Source organism: Pseudomonas canadensis (assembly GCF_000503215.1).
Lineage (GTDB): Bacteria > Pseudomonadota > Gammaproteobacteria > Pseudomonadales > Pseudomonadaceae > Aquipseudomonas > Aquipseudomonas canadensis.
This window is the reverse complement of record NZ_AYTD01000013.1, coordinates 46402-64852: the sequence shown is the minus strand read 5'-3', so window position 1 is coordinate 64852 and position 18451 is coordinate 46402. Positions and strand designations below refer to the sequence as shown.

The 18451-nt window shown below is 62.6% G+C and carries 17 protein-coding genes; 7 read left to right on the top strand and 10 right to left on the bottom strand.

What is annotated here, in order from left to right; genetic code table 11:
- The first annotated feature begins 59 nt into the window (after positions 1-59).
- The 4 genes from U367_RS0108945 to U367_RS0108930 are packed head-to-tail and all read left to right on the top strand — an operon-like array spanning position 60 to position 3884.
- The gene (locus U367_RS0108945) at positions 60-1925 is read left to right on the top strand and encodes a phytase (RefSeq protein WP_028616644.1); all 1866 of its coding nucleotides are present in this window, start codon (positions 60-62) and stop codon (positions 1923-1925) included.
- Between the two features lie 46 nt (positions 1926-1971).
- Positions 1972-2664, top strand: a complete 693-nt coding sequence (tolQ, locus tag U367_RS0108940; RefSeq protein WP_028616643.1) for a protein TolQ — start codon at positions 1972-1974, stop codon at positions 2662-2664.
- 15 nt (positions 2665-2679) lie between these two features.
- On the top strand, positions 2680-3126 hold the full coding sequence (gene tolR / locus U367_RS0108935; RefSeq protein ID WP_028616642.1) for a protein TolR: 447 nt from the start codon (positions 2680-2682) through the stop codon (positions 3124-3126).
- Positions 3123-3884 (top strand): energy transducer TonB, encoded by a 762-nt coding sequence (locus U367_RS0108930; RefSeq protein WP_028616641.1) that lies wholly within the window; start codon positions 3123-3125, stop codon positions 3882-3884. Before tolR ends, U367_RS0108930 begins: the two co-directional genes overlap by 4 nt.
- An 82-nt stretch (positions 3885-3966) precedes the next feature.
- On the opposite strand, the gene U367_RS0108925 is transcribed toward U367_RS0108930, so the two are convergent.
- The 6 genes from U367_RS0108925 to U367_RS0108900 all read right to left on the bottom strand — a co-directional run bounded on the left by U367_RS0108925 (position 3967) and on the right by U367_RS0108900 (position 10702).
- Positions 3967-4917: a D-isomer specific 2-hydroxyacid dehydrogenase family protein gene (locus U367_RS0108925; protein ID WP_028616640.1), complete on the bottom strand. Its 951-nt coding sequence runs from the start codon at positions 4915-4917 to the stop codon at positions 3967-3969.
- A complete protein-coding gene (locus U367_RS0108920) occupies positions 4914-6092 on the bottom strand; it encodes an acyl-CoA dehydrogenase family protein (protein WP_028616639.1) in 1179 nt (392 codons plus the stop codon). Before U367_RS0108920 ends, U367_RS0108925 begins: the two co-directional genes overlap by 4 nt.
- Positions 6089-7453 carry an LLM class flavin-dependent oxidoreductase gene (locus tag U367_RS0108915; protein WP_028616638.1) on the bottom strand — a complete coding sequence of 455 codons (1365 nt, stop codon included), beginning with the start codon at positions 7451-7453 and terminating at the stop codon, positions 6089-6091. The genes U367_RS0108920 and U367_RS0108915 overlap by 4 nt, the downstream gene beginning before the upstream one ends.
- 12 nt (positions 7454-7465) lie before the next feature.
- Entirely contained in the window at positions 7466-8419 is a 954-nt protein-coding gene (locus tag U367_RS0108910) for an ABC transporter substrate-binding protein (RefSeq protein ID WP_028616637.1), read from the bottom strand.
- Between the two features lie 91 nt (positions 8420-8510).
- Entirely contained in the window at positions 8511-10094 is a 1584-nt protein-coding gene (locus U367_RS0108905; RefSeq protein ID WP_028616636.1) for a rhodanese-related sulfurtransferase, read from the bottom strand.
- Positions 10091-10702: a cysteine dioxygenase family protein gene (locus tag U367_RS0108900; protein ID WP_028616635.1), complete on the bottom strand. Its 612-nt coding sequence runs from the start codon at positions 10700-10702 to the stop codon at positions 10091-10093. The genes U367_RS0108905 and U367_RS0108900 overlap by 4 nt, the downstream gene beginning before the upstream one ends.
- 217 nt (positions 10703-10919) lie before the next feature.
- Here U367_RS0108900 and U367_RS0108895 point away from each other — a divergent pair, with 217 nt between their 5' ends.
- Together U367_RS0108895 and U367_RS0108890 are read left to right on the top strand one after the other, a co-directional pair.
- On the top strand, positions 10920-11825 hold the full coding sequence (locus tag U367_RS0108895; protein WP_016980074.1) for a LysR family transcriptional regulator: 906 nt from the start codon (positions 10920-10922) through the stop codon (positions 11823-11825).
- A 107-nt stretch (positions 11826-11932) separates the two neighbouring features.
- A complete protein-coding gene (locus U367_RS0108890; RefSeq protein WP_028616634.1) occupies positions 11933-12727 on the top strand; it encodes a class II aldolase/adducin family protein in 795 nt (264 codons plus the stop codon).
- A gap of 40 nt (positions 12728-12767) precedes the next feature.
- Here the strand turns inward: U367_RS0108890 and U367_RS0108885 are convergent, their stop codons facing one another.
- The 4 genes from U367_RS0108885 to U367_RS0108870 all read right to left on the bottom strand — a co-directional run bounded on the left by U367_RS0108885 (position 12768) and on the right by U367_RS0108870 (position 17658).
- Positions 12768-13850 (bottom strand): LLM class flavin-dependent oxidoreductase, encoded by a 1083-nt coding sequence (locus U367_RS0108885; RefSeq protein WP_028616633.1) that lies wholly within the window; start codon positions 13848-13850, stop codon positions 12768-12770.
- Positions 13851-14057: 207 nt separating this feature from the next.
- Positions 14058-15362 (bottom strand): ATP-binding protein, encoded by a 1305-nt coding sequence (locus U367_RS0108880; RefSeq protein WP_028616632.1) that lies wholly within the window; start codon positions 15360-15362, stop codon positions 14058-14060.
- The gene (locus U367_RS0108875; protein ID WP_028616631.1) at positions 15359-16099 is read right to left on the bottom strand and encodes a response regulator; all 741 of its coding nucleotides are present in this window, start codon (positions 16097-16099) and stop codon (positions 15359-15361) included. Before U367_RS0108875 ends, U367_RS0108880 begins: the two co-directional genes overlap by 4 nt.
- Before the next feature lie 146 nt (positions 16100-16245).
- Positions 16246-17658 (bottom strand): aminotransferase-like domain-containing protein, encoded by a 1413-nt coding sequence (locus U367_RS0108870; protein ID WP_028616630.1) that lies wholly within the window; start codon positions 17656-17658, stop codon positions 16246-16248.
- A 123-nt stretch (positions 17659-17781) separates the two neighbouring features.
- Here U367_RS0108870 and U367_RS0108865 point away from each other — a divergent pair, with 123 nt between their 5' ends.
- The gene (locus U367_RS0108865) at positions 17782-18414 is read left to right on the top strand and encodes a LysE family translocator (RefSeq protein WP_028616629.1); all 633 of its coding nucleotides are present in this window, start codon (positions 17782-17784) and stop codon (positions 18412-18414) included.
- Positions 18415-18451: the final 37 nt, after the last annotated feature.

The window sequence follows — 18451 nt, the reverse complement described above, 5'->3', positions numbered from 1 at the left end:
CATCGTTGCCGTTCTTCGCGAGCAAGCTCGCTCCTACAAGACAAGGATTTTGATTGTTCATGAGAATTTCCAAGCTCTACCTGATGATCGCGTTGGCCGCTTGCTCGCCGGTCATGGCCGCCGACCTGGCGCTGACCCCTTGGGCACCGAGCCTGAAGGCCGAAGCCGTGACCTTCCTGCCCAATGCCACCCAGCGCCTGGCCGCCAGCACCCGTGACGGCCTGCAATTGCTCGATAACCAAGGTGCCGAGTTGGCCAGCTTCAAAGGCAACTTCAGCAGCCTCGACACCCGCGCCGCTGGCACCCAGGTGCTGGTTGCCAGCCTCGACAACGACCGCCAGCAGGCGCTGTTGGTGAGCCTTGATGCCGCGACCAAAACCTTTGGCAAACCGCTGTACCTGCCCGCCCGCGATTACCCGGTCAATGGCCTGTGCCTGTTCCGCGACGCAGCCGCCAACCTGTTTGTGTTCCTGGTGGGGGAAGAGGGCAAAGGCGAACAATGGCTGGTGGGCAATGGTACGACGCTGTTAAGCAACCCTCAGCGCGTGCGCGGTTTGCCGCTGCCGCCGTCGGCGCAGTTCTGCCAGGTGGATGACGCGACCCAGCAGTTGCTGGTCAATGAAGAAAACGTCGGCTGGTGGGCTTACCCGGCACACCCTGAGGCGGATGTGAAACGCATCCCGGTGGCGCTTTTCGACAACCCCAAGCGCGAGGCTGGCGCCATGGCGCTGGTGCCGGGCGGGGTGGTCGCACTTGATCCGAAGACCGCCCAATTGCATCTGTTCCAACAGAACGGTGTGCGTTGGGTCGAACACGCCAGCCTGACGCTGCCGGGGCTCAAGGAACCGGAGCAACTGAGCATCAACGGCCAGCAACTGCTGGTACGTGACGATGACACCGGCAAGTTCTATCAGGGCGCACTCGAGTGGAAGGCCAAGCCTGTGCCGGTCGAGCCCGTGCTGCCGGAAGTCGCTGCGCTGCACCAGACCGACCCGGTCGGTCGCCAGGGGGATGCGGCGGATGACCCGGCAATCTGGATTCACCCCGAACAACCCGCCAAAAGCCGCGTGCTCGGCACTAACAAAAAGCAAGGCCTGCTGGCCTATGACCTCGACGGCAAGCTGCTGCAGGAGCTGGCGGTCGGTCGCTTGAATAACGTTGACGTGCGCGCCAACTTCAAGCTCGGCGCGCAAACAGTCGACCTCGCCGTGGCGAGCAATCGCGATCACAACAGCCTTAGCCTGTTCAGCATCGACCGCCAGAGCGGCGAGTTGCGTGAAGCGGGTGAAGTACCGACGCCGCTCAAGGAGATCTACGGCATTTGCCTGTTCCAGCCCGCCAGCGGCGAGATCTACGCGATCGCCAATGGCAAGGACGGCACCTTCCTGCAATACCGCCTGAGTGCGCCGGACGGCCGGGTGCAGGGCGAACTGGTGCGCCAGTTCAAAGTCGACAGCCAACCCGAGGGCTGCGTGGCCGATGACCAGCGTCAGCGCTTGTTCATCGGTGAAGAAGATGTCGGCGTCTGGGCAGTGGATGCCCGTGCCGACCAACCGGCCACGCTCACCAGCGTGATCAAGGTCGGCCCGCAGTTGCATGCGGATGTCGAGGGTTTGGCGTTGTACCAGAGCAAGGAACGCGACTACCTGGTGATCTCCAGCCAGGGCAATGACAGCTACCTGGTGTTGGATGCCGAGCCGCCGTTCACCACCCACGGCGCCTTTCGTGTCGGCCTGAACGCGGCAGCGGGGATCGATGGCGCTTCGGAAACCGACGGTCTGGAAGTGACGGCCATGAACCTCGGCGGGCCCTGGAGCAAGGGCATGTTGGTGGTGCAGGACGGCCGCAAGCGCATGCCCGAGCAGACCCAGAACTTCAAGTTCGTGCCGTGGGCCGAGGTGACCCGCGCATTGAAATTGCCGTAGGCGTCATCACCCGGTCATCACTTTTTAATCGAATAGGAGCTTAACCATGCACGCGACGATGGAACATATGACGATCTGGGGTTTGATCAGTGACGCCAGCCTGTTGGTCAAGGCCGTGATGGTCACGCTGCTGCTGGCGTCCTTGCTCAGTTGGTACCTGATCATCCAGCGCGCCAGCGTGTTGCGCCGCCTGGAGCGCCAGTTGAAGGGCTTTGTGCTGCGCTTTCGTAGCGCTGCGGACTTGCAGCCGCTGTACCGCGACACCCTGCAGGCGGGCGAGGGCGGCATTGCGCCGATCTTTATCGCGGGAGTGCAGGAATACCAGCACCTGCAGGGCCACGATCCGGCCGTGCTGGAAGGGGTCGAGCGCGCCTTGCAGGTGGCGATCACCGAGCAGGAAATCGAGCTGGAAAAGGGCCTGCAGTTCCTGGCGACCGTGGGTTCGGTCAGCCCCTACATCGGCTTGTTCGGCACCGTGTGGGGCATCATGAATTCCTTTATCGGTTTGTCCCAGGTGCAGCAGGCGACGTTGTCGACGGTAGCACCGGGCATTGCCGAGGCACTGATCGCCACTGCCATCGGCTTGTTCGCGGCGATCCCGGCGGTGATCGCCTATAACCGCTTCGCGGCACGTGGCCAGACACTATTGACTCGTTACTACGCCTTCGGCAACGAACTGCAAGTGCGCCTGCACCGCGCCTTGCGCGGTACGCCGATCAACCTGGCCGTGGCCGCCTGAACAAGGAGCAAACCGATGTTGACCAGGCCGCAACGCAAGCACGGGCCCAAGGCCGAGATGAACGTGGTGCCCTACATCGACGTGATGCTGGTGCTGCTGGTGATCTTCATGGTCACCGCGCCGATGCTGACCCAAGGCGTAAAAATCGAGCTGCCCAAAGTCGCGGCCGAGGCACTGGCGACCGACACGCGCCAGCAGATCCTCACACTGTCGGTGAAGGCTGACGGCGGCTACTACTGGAACCTGGGGGGCGAACTCGATACCACGCACCAGACCGACAGCGCCGTGACCCTGGATGAAATGGGCGTCAAGGTCATGCAGGTGGTGGCGGCGCGCAGCGATACCCAGGTGTATATCCGCGCCGACGACAGCGCTGGCTACGGCCGGGTCGTGGCAGCCATGGCGGTGTTGCAGAAGGGCGGTGTCAGCAATCTGGGATTGGTGACCGAGGCCCCGCAATGACGGCAATGATCATGCACAGTCCGATGCTCGCAGTGGAGCCTGGGGAGCCTTCCGGGTTCTGGAGAAACAGCGTGGCGGCCAGCCTCGCGGTGGCGCTGCATGTAGGCGTGCTGGCGGTATTGATGCTGGGTGGGTCGACAGATAAGCCGCAGGTGGAAACGCCGAGGGTGATGCATACCCAGTTGGTGATGGTGCCGCCGACGCCCGCTCCCGTGCCTGAGCCGGTGGCCGTCGCAGCGCCTGCTCTGGAGCCTGTGGTCGCTCCCGTGCCGGCGAAACCGGTGATCGATCCACAGATCCAGGCACAAAAACTGGAAAAAGCCGCATTGGCGCGCAAGCGGGTCGAGGAAAAGAAGCTGGAGCAGCAACAGGAGCGCCTGGCCACTGAACAGCGCAACCGCGAGCTGGAGCAGCAGCGTCTGGCCCGGGAGCGCCTCGCCGCTGAACGTGCGCGCCCTGCAGCACCGGCCGCCGCGCCGGCCTTCGACAGCCGTCAGTACCAACCCTTGAGCAAAGAGGCGCCGGACTATCCGGAGCGTGCCCTGGACAAAAACATCGAAGGCGATTGTTCAGTGGAGTACACCGTCAACACCCAAGGGCGTGTAGAAAACCCCAAGGTGCTGGACGGCTGCCATCCACTGTTCATGCGGCCTTCACTGGCGGCGGCGAATACCTTCCGCTACCAGCCGAGGGTGGTGGATGGCAAGGCCGTCCCCGTACCGGCGGTGCGCAACACCTTCCACTACCGCATCAAATAACAACTGTAGGAGCCGGCTTGCCGGCGATTGGCCTTTGAGCCTGGTGGTGATCATGAGGACGCCATCACCGGCAAGCCGGCTCCTACACGGGGGTACTCGCCAGGTTATGGAGTTCAAGTCCGGCCACATACCGCTCCAAATTCGCCAAAAACGTATCGGCAATTTCATTGCGGCTATTCGTGGAAATCGCCGAGGTATGTGGCGACAACCTCACCCTCGGGTGGGTATACAGCGCATGCCCGTCCGGCAACGGCTCCGGCTCGGTCACATCCAGCGATGCCAGCCCGATCTGCCCGTTATCGAGCGATTCCAACAGCGCCTCCTGGTCGAGCAGCCCGCCCCGCGCGATGTTGATCAGGTGCAGCCCAGGCTTGGCGCTACCCAGTACATCGCGGTTGATGATATGCCGCGTGGACGGGGTCAGCGGTGCGGCCACCACCAGGTGATCGGCGCGGGCGAACAGGTCGTGGATGTCCTTGGCGGCGTCCACTCCCGCGCTGAAAGGCTCCTGGCTTTGGCGCAACGCTACGACCTTGATCCCCAGGGCCAGGGCTTTTTGCGCGAGACGTTCGCCTATCGCACCAAACCCCAGGATGCCCAATGTGGTGCCCTTCAGCGGGCGCAACGCGGTGAAATTCCACTGCGAATCCTTTACCCAGATGTCCGGCAAATGCTTGGCGGCGGCAAAGATCGCGGCCAAGGCAAACTCGGCCAGGTTGTCAGCGGCACTGCCACGGGAGGTGGTCACCGGCGGGCCGTTGAACAGCCATTGCGGGTAGAAATCGATGCCCGACGACACCAGATGCACCCATTGCACGCCGTAAGGCCAACCCGGTGGCGGCGTGTCCGGCGCGGTGTAGCCGCGCACGTTGATCGGGCGCAGCAGCAGGATATTCGCCTGGGGCGGCAGGTCGCTCGGTACGCCAACGGGCACGTCGATCACCTGGGCGTCGGGATGGATCTTTGCCAAGCGCTCGCGAATCACTTCATTGAAATCTTCGTCCAGCTGGCTGGCGACAATCACCTGACTCATGTGCGTTCCTTCTGGCGTTGGGCGAAGACGGCTTTGCCGACGCCTTGCAATACGGCGTCGTTCTGCGGGGTATGCACGCGGCTGCACAGCACGTCGCGGTAATGCCGTTGCAACGGGCTATGGCGCGACAGGCCGGGGTTGCCCGAGGCTTCGATGGCCAGCTCCACGGCGCGGATCGCGTTGTGGGTCACCAGGTACTTCAACTGCGCCGCATGGGCGGCCGGGGTGTGGCCTTCGGCGGCAGCATCAAGCAGGCTGCGGTTGGCGAACAGTAGGGTGTCGATATGGCCGACGGTTTCCTGGAAACGTGGCAAGGTCGACAGCGCAGCGCCGAGGTTGGACGGCGCGCGTTCTTCCAGCCAGTTCACCAGCCAGTCCCGCGCAGCCTGGGCCACGGCGTCGTATACCGAGGACAACAACACCGACATCCACAGGAAACCTTCGCCGTCCAGCTCCGGCGACGGCGCGCTCCACGGGCTGACGCTGACGGCGTGGTCCAGCGGCACCAGCACGTTGTCGAGCACCACTTCATGGCTGCAGGTAGCACGCATGCCCAGGTGGTGCCAGGTGTCGATGATGGTCACGCCGGGACTGTCCTTGGGCACCAGCCAGGCGCCTACCAGTGGGTCGGCATCGTCACTGCGGCCCCATACGCTGAACCAGCTCAGGCCGTGGCTGCCGGTGGAGTAGATCTTGCGGCCGCTGATGCGCCAGCCCTCCGCGGTGCGTACGGCGGTGGTCGCCGGCAGGCCGCCACGGGCCGGGGTGCCAAGGTCGGGTTCGACGCGCAGGGCGTTGATCAAGGCGCCGTTGCGCACGGCGTCTTCCGCCACTTGTGCGCGCAGGTGTGGCGGCCAGGTTTTGCTGTCTTGCAGGCGCGTGTGTTGCAGGTACTGCATCACCAGGATCAGCGCGGTGGACGGCTCGCCCTTGGCGATCGCACTGATCGCCTTGCGAGCCTGGGGCAGGCTCGCGCCGCCGCCGCCCAGGGCCTTGGGCACGGTGAGGGCGACCAAGCCATGTTGGTGCAGCAACTGGAAGTTGGCATGGGGGAAGGCGCCGCTCTCGTCATAGACGTGTGCGGTGCTGGCCAGCTCGGCAGTGAGGCGTTCGAGCAGGGCGTCGAAATGGGCGACTTCCACGGAGCGTAGGGAAGGGTGCGAGGATTGGCTCATGCCAGCGCCTGCTGCTGCTCTTCAACCTCGACGGCGACGCTGTAGCGGTTGGCCGGCACGTCCAGGCCCAGGTTGTCGCGTAGCGTTTGGCCGCTGTATTCGGTGCGGAACAGGCCGCGTTGCTGCAGCACCGGCAACACCAGTTCGGTGAAATACTGCAAGCCATCCGGCAGTACCGAATTGATGATGAAACCATCGCTGGCGCCGGTTTCGAACCAGGTCTGGATCGCGTCAGCGACTTGCTCCGGGGTGCCGACAAAATCACGTTTTGGCCGCGAAAAGCGCAGCGCCACCTCACGCAATGTCAGGCCTTCGTCCTTGGCCAATTGCTTGATGCGGTCGGAACCGCCTTTCTGGCTGTTGGAACCCAAGTCACCGAGTTCGGGGAAGGGGGCGTCCAGCGGGTATTGACTAAAATCGTGGTCGTTGAATGGGCGGCCGAGGGCGACGATTGCATCTTCCACGGTGACCAGGTCCACGGCCTGCTGATAGCGGCTTTCCACTTCGGCCTCATCGCGGCCAACAATCGGGCGGATACCCGGCAAAATCGACAGGCTGTCGGCGTCGCGGCCAAACCCTTTGGCGCGGCGCTTCAGGTCTTGGGAATAGGCCAGGCCTTCCTCGATGCTGTCCACATGCACAAAGATCGCGTCGGAGTTTTCTGCGGCGAAGTTGCGCCCATCTTCGGAGGTGCCCGCCTGGAAAATCACTGGCTGGCCCTGACGCGAACGCGCGATGTTCAGTGGGCCTTTCACCGAGAAGAACTCGCCCTTGTGGTTCAGCGCATGCAGCTTGCTCGGGGTGAAAAATTCGCCGGATTGCTTGTTGTAGGCAAAGGCGTCGTCTTCCCAGGAGTCCCACAGGCCCTTGACCGCGTTCACGTGTTCCTTGGCGATGCGGTAGCGCACGGCATGGGGCGGATGCTCGGCCTTGCCGAAGTTGTCGGCGGTGCCGCTCAACCAGGAGGTGACCACGTTCCAGCCGGCGCGGCCGCCGCTGATATGGTCCAGGGACGAGAACTGGCGCGCCACCTGGTAGGGCTCGGTGTAGCTGACGGTCACGGTCGCCACCAGGCCGATGTTCGTGGTGATTGCCGCGAGTGCCGAGAGGATGGTCAGCGGCTCGAAACGGTTGAGGTAATGCGGGCTGGATTTGGCGTGGATATGCAGGCTGTCGGCGATGAACACGAAGTCGAACTTGGCGGCTTCGGCCAGTTCAGTCTGCTGTTTGTAGAAGCCAAAGCTGGTGCTGGCGTTGGGTTGGGCGTTCGGGTGGCGCCATTCGCCCCAGCCGTGACCGACGCCGTGGACCATTGCACCCAATTTTAAATGGCGCGGTTTGAATTGACGTGGCTTGCTCATGTTCTGCTCCTATTAGCGCGAGGCTTGGGAAAGGGGGGCACGCTTGGCGTTGAAGCTCTTGTCGAAGCCCTGTGACACGTCGATATGCGTGAGCAGCAGGCCTTCTTTTTGATAGGTGTCGGCGGTCGCTTGCAGGCCGCTGATGACCGCGTCGTCGATGGCGACCGGCGTCAGGTGGGTGTCCTTGGCGACTTCCACATGCACTGCCAGCGGCAGGCCAGTGATCTTGGCCTGGGCGGCCGCGTATTCATTGGGGTGCACGTTGGCCCAGGCATAGGCGCGGTCGAGACGGGCGACAAAGTCATCCAGTTGCGGGCGCTTGTCGGCGATGGCCTGGCTGGTGGCGGCGAGGTACAGGTGATTGCTTAGCAGCTTGTTGCCGCTGATCAGCACGCGGGCCTGGCTTTGCGAGGTGACCACGGTGGTGTACGGGTCCCAAGTGGCCCAGGCGTCGGCGGTGCCGTTGTCCAGCACCAGGCGCGACTCGCTCGGCAGCAGGAAAATGAATTGCACGTCCTGGGAGGTCAGCCCGGCGGTGGCCAGGGCCTTGATCGCCAGGTAATGGCCGATGGAGCCACGCCCGGTGACAATCTTCTTACCCTTGAGGTCGGCGACAGTCTTGATCGGTGAATCCTTGGGCACCACCAGGGCGGTGGTGTTACGCCCTTCGGAGTGAATGATGCTGACCACCTTGAGCGACGCGCCGGCCCCCAGGGCGAACACGTAGGGCGCGTCACCGAGGGCGCCGATGTCCACGGCTCCGGCGTTCAAGGCTTCACCCAGGGGCGAGGCCGAAGGGAACTCCGACCAGCGGATTTCGTAGGGCACGTTTTTCGATTCGCCGGAGGCTTCCAGCAGCGCCTTGATGGTGGATTTCTGATTGGCGACCCGCAAGGGTTGCAGGTCGTCGGCGTAGGTGATGCCCGATAGTAGAGCGATCAGCAGGAGGGGCAGGGTCAGACGCATAAGTGAGGCTCCAGACTAAGGGTTTTAGGTTGCAGTCGCCTCCGCCTCGAGAAGGGGTCGGCTGTTGGGAAGGCCCGGCAAGGGCATACCGTCAGATCACATAGAAACCATGGGTGCCGTCACGCGCCAGTTGGTCGACCAGGCCGAATTCCCAGTCCAGATAGGCCTGCATGGCTTCCTTGGGGTTGTCGGTGCCTTCGTACGGGCGGCGGTAGCGGTCGATGCGCGGTGAGGCCAAGTGAGTTTCACCTTCTTCCAGCGGCAGTTGCGCGTTGATCCAGCCGGCGGTGCCGTCCTGTAACAGGAACACCTGCTTGCCGGTGATGGCTTCGACTTCCGCCACCGCCAGGCGCGCCAGTTGGCTGCTGCCGCAGGTCAGCACGTAGCGTTGCGCGGCAGGCACTTTTGCCAGGGCCTGGGGCAGCTGTGCCCGCAGCGCCCACCAGGCACCGGGGATGTGACGTTTCACGTAGTTGGCGCTGGCGGTGAAGTCCAGCACCACGGTGTCGCCATGGCCGAGCCAGTCGGCGAGGGTGTGCGGACTGATCAGCTCGGCTTGGGCGGGCGTCGGCACCGGCGCGATCCAGGTGCCTTTCTCGCTGAAGTGCGTGGGTTGCAGGTTATCCAGTACGTAAACTTCCCAACCCAGCTGGGCCAGCCAGGAGGCGGACATGTTGGCGCGCACGCCATCGTCATCCGCGAGTACCAGCCGCGCGCCACGCACACTGGCGACGTGATCGGTTTCCTGCACCAACTGACCGCCTGGCGTGGAGCGCGCGCCCGGCAGATGCCCCGCTTCGAATTCTTCCGGCGTGCGCACATCGAACAGGTAGGTGGTACGCGTCGGTTCCTGCTGCCAGGCGTGCAGATCGGCCAGGGTGGCGCGGCCCACGCGGGCCTTGTCGGCAACCCGCCGGGCATCGGCGGCGGCGACCTGGCGATGCTCTTCCGAGGTCGGCGCAAAACGGCGCGACTGGCCATGGGCGAGTTTCTGCCCGGCCAGGGTCCAGCCAATGGTGCCGTTGCGTAGCGCCGACACCGGGTTGGCCACGCCGGCATTGATCAGCGACTGGGTGCCGATAATGCTGCGGGTGCGCCCGGCGCAGTTGACGATGATGCGGGTGGCCGGGTCCGGCGCCAGCTCGCGGGCGCGCAACACCAACTCGGCACCGGGCACGCTGATGCCGGTGGGAATGCTCATGGTCTGGTATTCGTCGAAACGCCGCGCGTCGAGCACCACCACATCGGCCTGGCTGTCGAGCAGGGCCTGTACTTCTTCAGCGGCCAGTGACGGTGTGTGCCGCTGGCTTTCCACCAGTTCACCAAACGCCTTGCTTGGCACGTTCACGTCGATGAACAGCTCGCCACCGGCCTTGCGCCAACCGTCCAACCCGCCTTCAAGCAGGCTGACCTGTGTGTAGCCCAAGGCGCTCAGACGCTCGACAGCACGGGCCGCCAGGCCTTCGCCGTTGTCGTAGACGGTGACCTGGGTGTCACGCCGTGGAATGCGTGAATACACCTCCAGTTCCAGTTTGGACAGCGGTATGTTCGCGGCGAACAGCGGGTGGGATTCGGCAAACGGCGCCTCTTCGCGCACGTCGATCAGGGCGACTTCTTGATGGTCCAACAGGGCCTGGCGAAGCTGGGCAAAGCTGCGGGTGGATGCGGTGGTCATAGGGCAGGGCTCTTTTCTTTGGACAAATCCCAGATATTCGGGAGGAAGGCGTTGGAATAACCGGAGATAAACAGTTTCTCGCTGCCGTCGGGCTGGTACACCGCCCGACGCACCGCACCGATGTTGGCGCCGTACACATGGATGCTGATGGACACCTGGTCGCTGTGGGCATTGCTGACTTGGTGGATGTCACCGACCTTGGGCGACACGGCTTCAACCTGGCCCGGCACCAACTGGATCGGTTTGCCTTCAGGCACCAGGCGGCCATCCGGCGCGCGCTCGAAGCCTTGGGAAAATTCGGCACCGCGCAGCATGCCGATCAGGCCCCACACCCGATGGTCATGAATCGGCGTGCTTTGGCCCGGCCCCCACACAAAACTGACGATGCTGAAGCGCTGGCGCGAGTCGGCGTGCAGCAGAAATTGCTGATAACGCTCGGGATCGGGCTGGGCGAACGCATCGGGGAGCCAGTCATCATGGCTGACCAGTTGCGCCAGCAGTTTGCCGCCCCGGTGCAACAGGTCGCCTTCGCGTGGATTGCCGTCGATCAATTCCGCCAGGGCGCCGATGAAGGCTCTGAGTCTTTCGGGATGCTTGGCCTGGGTCATGACAATTCCATGGTGTGGTCGGTGGTGATGGGTTTATCTAAGCATAATGTTTATAGTTAATATGCTATTTTTTAATGATTAGCTTATAGCTGAAGGTAATTTAGAACCGGTCTGAATAGCGTTAGACGTTATCGATCACAGCGCGGACTATCCAGATAGCTTTCCTGCAACTATGCTTCGCACACATCTTAATGACTGTTCTCTATGTGCGGCCCAAATGAAAATTGACGATATCGATGCCTTTGTCGAAGTGATTCGTTGCCAGTCCATTAGCCATGCCGCTGAGTCGTTGCAACTGACCCAGCCGGCCATTACCCGCCGTGTGCAGAACTTCGAGCAGGCGCTGGGCGTGGAGCTGTTCGACCGTAATACCAAACCCCTCAAACCTACGCTGATCGGTACCCGCGTCTACGAGCAGTGCCGGCTGATCCTGCGCGAGATGGATGCCCTGCGTGAGCTGGTGGCCACCGACGCACCGCCCACCGGCGTGCTGCGCCTGGGTGTGCCGCAGACCATCGGCGATGTAGTGCTGCTGGATGCGCTCAAGCACCTGCGTACCGAATACCCGGACCTGCGCGCCCAGGTCGCCACGGGCTGGGGCAGCCAATTGGTCGGCAAGATCGAGCGCGGCGAGTTGGATGCGGCGGCGGCGTTGTTCCCGGCGGGCAAGATCTTCCCGGACAACATCATCGGCGAGTCCATCGGCAAGATGGAACTGGTGGTGGTGTGTGCCAAGGCCCAACTGCCGAAGAAGCCCTGCAAGCTGGCGGATGTGTACCAGAACGGCTGGATTCTCAACCCGGACGGTTGCGGTTTCCGCGCAGGCTTGCAGCGGACCTTGTCCGACCAGGGGCTGGCATTGCGGGTGAACCTGGAGACTTTTGGCACTGAGCTGCAATTGGGCTTGGTGGCGGACGGCCTGGGCCTTGGCCTGGTGCCACGCCCGTTGCTGGAGCGTAGCGCCCATCGTGAGCAACTGGCGGTAATGCCGCTCAAGGATTTCAAGCCGGTGATGGACCTGTGGCTGATCTATCCGCACTTCCTGGGTAACCTGCAGGGGCCGGTAGATGCATTTGGCAAGTGGGTCGCGGCCTCGTTGCACAAGATCAAGGATGCAGCTTGATATGAAAAAAAATAATAATTAGCTTAGATTAAAATGTGCTTTTTATTATTTTTTTGCATCCCCTAGGCTTGCCTGGAAGTCCTTAAGGCCATCCAGGAAGTTTTGCCATGAGCAGCGTCACCTCGATTTCCAGCGTTTCCACTAATGTTCGCCAGCGCGTCACTTCGGAAGAATGGGAAGTGCGCGTCAAACTGGCCGCCGCCTATCGCCTGGCGGCCTTGTACAAGTGGACCGACCACATCTACACCCACTTCTCCGCCCGTGTACCGGGCCCGGACGAGCATTTCCTGATCAATGCCTTTGGGTTGTTGTTCGATGAAATCAGCGCGTCCAACCTGGTCAAGGTCGACCTCGATGGCACCATCGTCGACGATCCTACCGGCCTGGGCATCAACTACGCCGGCTATGTGATCCACAGCGCCATCCACGGTGCACGCCACGACCTGCAAGCAGTGCTGCACACCCACACCCGCGACGGAATTGCAGTGTCAGCGCAAAAAGACGGCCTGCTGCCGATCTCCCAGCATTCCATTGGTTTCTCCGGGCGGGTGGCGTACCACGGGTATGAAGGCGTAGCCCTGGACCTGGACGAGCGTGAGCGCCTGGTCGCGGACCTGGGAGACAAGAGCGTGATGATCCTGCGTAACCATGGGTTGTTGACCGCAGGCGTCAGTGTCGAGCATGCGTTCCAGCAGCTGCAGCAGTTGGAGCGTGCGTGCAATATCCAGGTCGCGGCGCAGGCCGCGGGGAATGCGCAATTGATCTTCCCGCCGAGGGAGGTGGTGGAGAAGGTCGAGCAGCAGGCGAAGGTGTTTGCCAGTGGGGAAGGCCCAGGTGTGGCGCGGCATTGGAATGCGTTGATCCGGCAGTTGGAGCGCAGTGATACCGACTACAAGAACTGAATCTTCAGTGGGGGAGTTGGCTAACCAACTCCCCTGGGGATCAAGCCACTTGCTGGGCCTGCTCGCGCTCAGCGATCAGCTGGCGAGTGAGGGGAATCAGGCGCTTGCCATAGTCGATGGCATCATTCAACGGATCAAACCCACGGATCAGGAACGTGGTGATCCCCAGATCGTAGTAATCCACCAACGCCTCTGCGACTTGCTCAGCGGTGCCTACCAGCGACGTGGAGTTACCCTGTGCACCGAGCAACCCCGCAATCCCCGTCCACAAGCGCTTATCCAGGCGCGACCCCTGCGCCGCCGCTGCGAGCAACCGGCGCGAGCCTTCATTCGGCGGTTCGCGCCGCACAAAACCATTTTTCTCTGCCAGCTCGGTCGCCTGCTGCAAGATGCGCTCGGCCCGTGCCCACGCCAGTGCTTCGGTCTCGGCAAGGATCGGCCGCAGCGACAGGCTGAAGCGAATGGTGCGTCCATGCTTGGCTGCTTCGGCACGCACCTGGGTCACGATCTCGCGCACTTGTTCGTAGGTTTCGCCCCACAGCGCATACACATCGGCGTGTTTGCCGGCCACTTCGATCGCGGCTTTGGACGAACCACCAAAATACAGCGGGATATGCGGCTGTTGCGGCGACTTCACGGTGGAGTGCGCGCCTTCGACCTGATAGTAGGTGCCCTTGAAGTCAAAAGGCTGTTCGCTGGTCCATTCCTGGCGCACCACGCTCAGGTATTCGTCGGTGCGGGCGTAGCGTTCGTCCTTGCCGATGTGGCTGCCGTCGGCACGCAGTTCGCGGTCGTCGCCGCCGGTGATGATATGCACGGCCGTGCGCCCACCGTTGAACACATCCAGGGTGGCGAACTGGCGCGCAGCCAAGGTGGGCTGGGCGAAACCGGGACGGTGGGCGATTAAGAATTGAAGTTTTTGGGTCACGCTGGCGGCGTGGGAGGCGATCAGTGTGCTGTCCGGGCTGTTGGAATGGAAGGCCACCAAGGCGCGGTCGAAGCCGGCGTCTTCGTGGGCGCGGGCCACGGTCTCTACGTAGTCGGGTTGCAGCGTAGGGCCGCTGCGCGGGTGGATTTCGGAAGCGTGATGGCCGCCAATGTAGCCGATGAATTCAATGCTCATGGTCTGTCCTTGTGTCGTGCGTGAGTGACACCTCCACCGGGCAGGGGGTCGGTTATTCGCCTCCAAAGTAGGTGGCGGGACCGGGGCTGTAAAATGCCGATTGGTTCTAACCTAATTATTAAAATGTTTAATCATGAGTTTGGCTATATATCAATAATTTGCATCTGTGCACCGTCCGCACGCGTCGGCAACACCGGTCGCCTTGGCTTAAAGCCCCACGCGTATCTCGGCACACAGCCCACCTTGCGGCCGATTGCTCAAGGTCAGCGAGCCGCCTATCGCCACGGCCAGTTGTTGTGCAATCGCCAACCCCAGTCCGGTGCCGCCGGTTCCGCGATTGCGTGAACTTTCGACGCGGTAGAATGGCTGCATCACCTGAACCAGTTCGTCTTCGGAAATCCCCGGGCCACGATCCAATACCTTGATCGACAATTCCCCGTCCGCCGTCGAGCCCACTTCCAATTCGGCACTGCCTGCAAACTTCAAAGCGTTGTCCACCAGATTCACCAGCACCCGGCGCAAGGCGTGGGGGCGCGTGTCGAACACGACGGCGCTTTTACCCGTGAGGCTGACCTGTTTGTGCATATCCTGGTAGTCGAACACCAGGCTGTCGAGGAAGGCGTCGAGGTTGATCCGGTGGCTGGTTTCGGTCGCGCCGTGGACGCTGCGCGCATAGGCCACGCCTTCGCGCACCAGGTGTTCCATTTCGCCCAGGTCACTCCAGAGTTTGTCGCGTTCGGCGCAATCCTCCATGAACTCGGCGCGCAGTTTCATGCGGGTGATCGGGGTTTGCAGGTCATGGGAAATCGCCGCCAGGATCTGCATGCGTTCCTTGAGGTACTCGGCGATGCGTTTTTGCATCTCGTTGAACGCGGCCGCCGCGTGGGCGACTTCGGTGGGGCCTTTTTCGTCCAACGGCGTGGGGTGGGCGTTGGGATCGAGGGTTTCCACGGCGCGAGCGAGGCGGGTCAGTGGGCGGATGGCCAGGCGCACGGCGATCCAGGTGCAGCCCAGCAACAGTGCCAGCTGTAACACCAGCACCACAGGAAGCCAGTAGGCGACGGGCAGGGCGGCGGGGCGTACGTCGATCGTGATCGGGCTGCCATCGGCCAGGGTCAGGTGCACCTGGAAGTGTTTCTGCATGCCGGGAATGTCGCGCAAGGTCAGCGCGTAGTGTTCGCCCAGCGCGTCTGCGATGGAGGTGGCGGCCATGGGCACATCATCGCTGCTCATCGGTTCGCCGGTCTCGCCGGCGTTCAGCAGGTAGCGGTAGTTCTGCCGGTCGAGACGCGGCAACCAGCTGGACCGTTCGTTGGCCGGTAGCCGGTCGAGGATTGCCACCGAGGTGGACACATCGTTTTCCAGGTTGCCCAGCATGGCAGTGCGCGCACTGATGTAGCGCTCGTAGAACTGCGCACTGAAGGACAAGCCATGGGCACACAGCAGACTGATCAGGAAGATCAGCGACAGTTGCGACGCCAGGGTGCGCGGCCAGCGAAACCTTAGGCTCATTGCTCGGCCCCGAGGATTTCCACCGGCAGCGAAAACACGTAGCCCTCGCTGCGCACGGTCTTGATGTAGGCCGGTTCGCGGGCATCATCCAGCAGGCGTTGACGCAGGCGGCTCACCAGCAGGTCGATGGAGCGGTCGAACAGGTCGGCATCCCGCCCTTGGGTCAGGTTGAGCAACTGGTCGCGGTTGAGCACGCGTTGGGGGTGGTCGAGGAACACCCGCAGCAAGCGATATTCGGCACCGCTCAAGGCCACCAGGGTGTCGTCTTCGTCAAGCAGGTGGCGGGCGGTGGTGTCCAGGCGCCAGCGGCCGAAGCGGATCAGCCGTCCGGTTTCGCTGACCACCAGGTTCGGCGGTAGCATCCGTGTGCGGCGCAACACGGCGTTGATCCGCGCGAGCAATTCACGGGCGGCGAAGGGTTTGACCAGGTAGTCGTCGGCGCCCATCTCCAGGCCGATGATGCGGTCGGTTTCATCGTTGCGCGCGGTGAGCATCAGTACCGGAGTGGCCTTGTGCTTGCCCACCCGCAGTTCGCGGCACAGCTGCAGGCCGTCGTCACCGGGCATCATGATGTCCAGCACGATCAGGTCCACGGGAGTGGTGTCGAGGAAGCTGCGCATCTGGCGGCCGTCGGCGACCACGGTGGTGCGCATGCCGTTTTTCTTCAGGTAGTTGCCTACCAGTTCGCGGATCTCCCGGTCGTCATCGACGATCAGAATGTGATCGACATGATCCATGCTGCCTTCCTCGTTAAATACTCATTGGGGCGCAGTCTAGCCATTGGCGACGCCCTTGCCTTGTACCCTTTGTATTGCAGTGTATCTGGCGATAAGCAGATACACGACGATGCAAAATGGCGGGTGCGACAGGCTATGTTCATCAGTCAAAGGGCGTGCGAAGCCTTGCCCAGCAGCGTTTCGAACAGCCGCTGGACCTTTGGCTCATCACTGTGGGCCACGTTGAAACGCATCGAGTCACGCTGCGCCGGGTCATAGCCAAACAGCGCGCCGGGCGCCAGCACCATGCCTTGTTTTAATGCCGCCTGGGCCAACAGCTCGCCGTTGACCCCAGGCGGCAGGCGCGCCCAGATAAACATCCCGCCTTCGTAACCCATCGGCAATTCACAACCGCAACGCTTGAGCCATTGCTCCACGCGTCCACCGGCTTCCATCAAGCGCTGCACCATGCGCTTGCGGTGCTTGGCGTAGCTGCCTTCGCTGAGCATGCGGTACACGATTTGCTCGAACAGTTCGGACGTCACGCCGCCGCTCATCAGCTTCATGTTGGTGAGGTTGGCCGCCAGTTGCGGCGCGGCTACCACGAAGCTGACGCGGGCGTTGGCGCTGAGGATCTTGGAAAAGCCCGACAGGTAGGTGACCTGGTCCAGGCCGGCGAGGGCGGCCAGGCGCGGTGGTGGGTTGGGGTGCAGGTCGCCGTAGAGGTCGTCTTCGACGATATGGCAGTGGTACTGCTGGGTCAGTTGCAGTAGGCGGAACGCCTGGCCGGGGCTGAAGGAGTGGCCGGTGGGGTTGTGCAACACGCTGGTGGTCAGGTACAGGCGGGGGCGATGCTCGGCCAGCAGGTGTTCGAGGGCCGTGAAGTCAAAACCGTCGGGGCGCCGCGGGATCGTCACCACCTTGACCCCGTGCAGGGCCAGGTTGGCGTGGAAGTTGAAATAACAGGGTGCATCGAGCAGGACTGTATCGCCGGGACGTGCCAGCAGTCGCATCAGCATGTCCAGGCCTTGCACGGTGTTGGGGGTGGTGATGATCTGTTCCACCGACACCGACAGGCCCTCGCCATGCAGCTTCTGTTGCAGGGCCTGGCGCAACGGCAGCAACCCGGCCGGTGTGCCCAGGCTGGCGATGCGCAGTGACGGCGCCCGCACCACGCTGCGCAAGGTCTGGCGCAGGGCTTCGCTGTCCAGCCAGGATTCCGGCAGGTGTCCGCCGCCAGGGCGCAGGTCGCCGTGGGCCGCGGCCAGGGGGCGGCGCAATACGCTGAGCAGGTCTTGAGGCAGCAGGTCCACCCAGTTCGCAGCGGGCGGACGCACGGTCTCCATCGCCACGAAATAACCACGGCCCTGGCTGGAGGTGAGCAGGTTGCGGCCGCGCAGGCGGTCGAGGGCTTCATTGAGGGTGAACTTGCTCACGCCCAGGGTCTCGGTCAGTTCGCGTACCGAGGGCAATTTGCTGCCGGGCGCCCATTCGCCGTTTTCGATGGCCTGGCTGAACGCCTCGACGATCTGTTGCACCTTGGGGGTGCCTTCTACAAAGGCGATGGCCGATACGAACACGTGATTTCCTTATCTTTGCTGGTGATTTTACCGGTAAAGTCAGGGCGGATTAGGCATCACTTTACCTGCCTTGCGCAATGCCAGCTGCCTAGACTGCGGGCTCTATCCTCAAGGTCCCCGGCCATGACAAGTGCGTTAACCCTTTCCTCGTTCCTGTATTTCCTGCTGTTTTGCGCCACCATGACGTTCAGCCCCGGCCCCATGACCCTGCTGCTGTTGAGCCTGGGTGTGCGTGACGGGTTGCGCCGTTCGATCCCGGCACAAATCGGCGCCAGTGTGTCGTACCTGATTTCGATCCTGATCTTTGCCGTGGGCTTTTCCGAATTGATCAAAGGCTATCCGGTGATCACCCAAGTGATCCAGGTGGTCGGCGTGGCGTACGTCCTGCACCTCGCCTACAAACAGTGGACCAGCAGCGGCGTGGTGATCGAACGGATCGGCCATGTGGAAGCGGCGCGCAACCTGTTCGGCAAGGGCTTGCTGACCGGTTTTTCCAACCCCAAGACCCTCATCATGTTCAGCGCGGTATTCCCGCAGTTCGCCGGGACAGGAGAGCACAGTTCGACGGTGGACATTGCCATCCTCGGGCTGACATTCCTGTTGCTGCAATTCGCCAGCGGCTGCCTGTATTGCTACTTCGGCCAGCGCATCAAGCATGTGTTGGAAAACCCCAAGCGCCGGGTGGTGTTGCAGCGGATCACGGCCCTGTTGCTGTTGGGCGTAGCACTGATGCTGGCGCGGGGCTTTGCCCACTGAGAAGTGAGCTTATGAGCGGTAGTGGCGATCTGCCGTT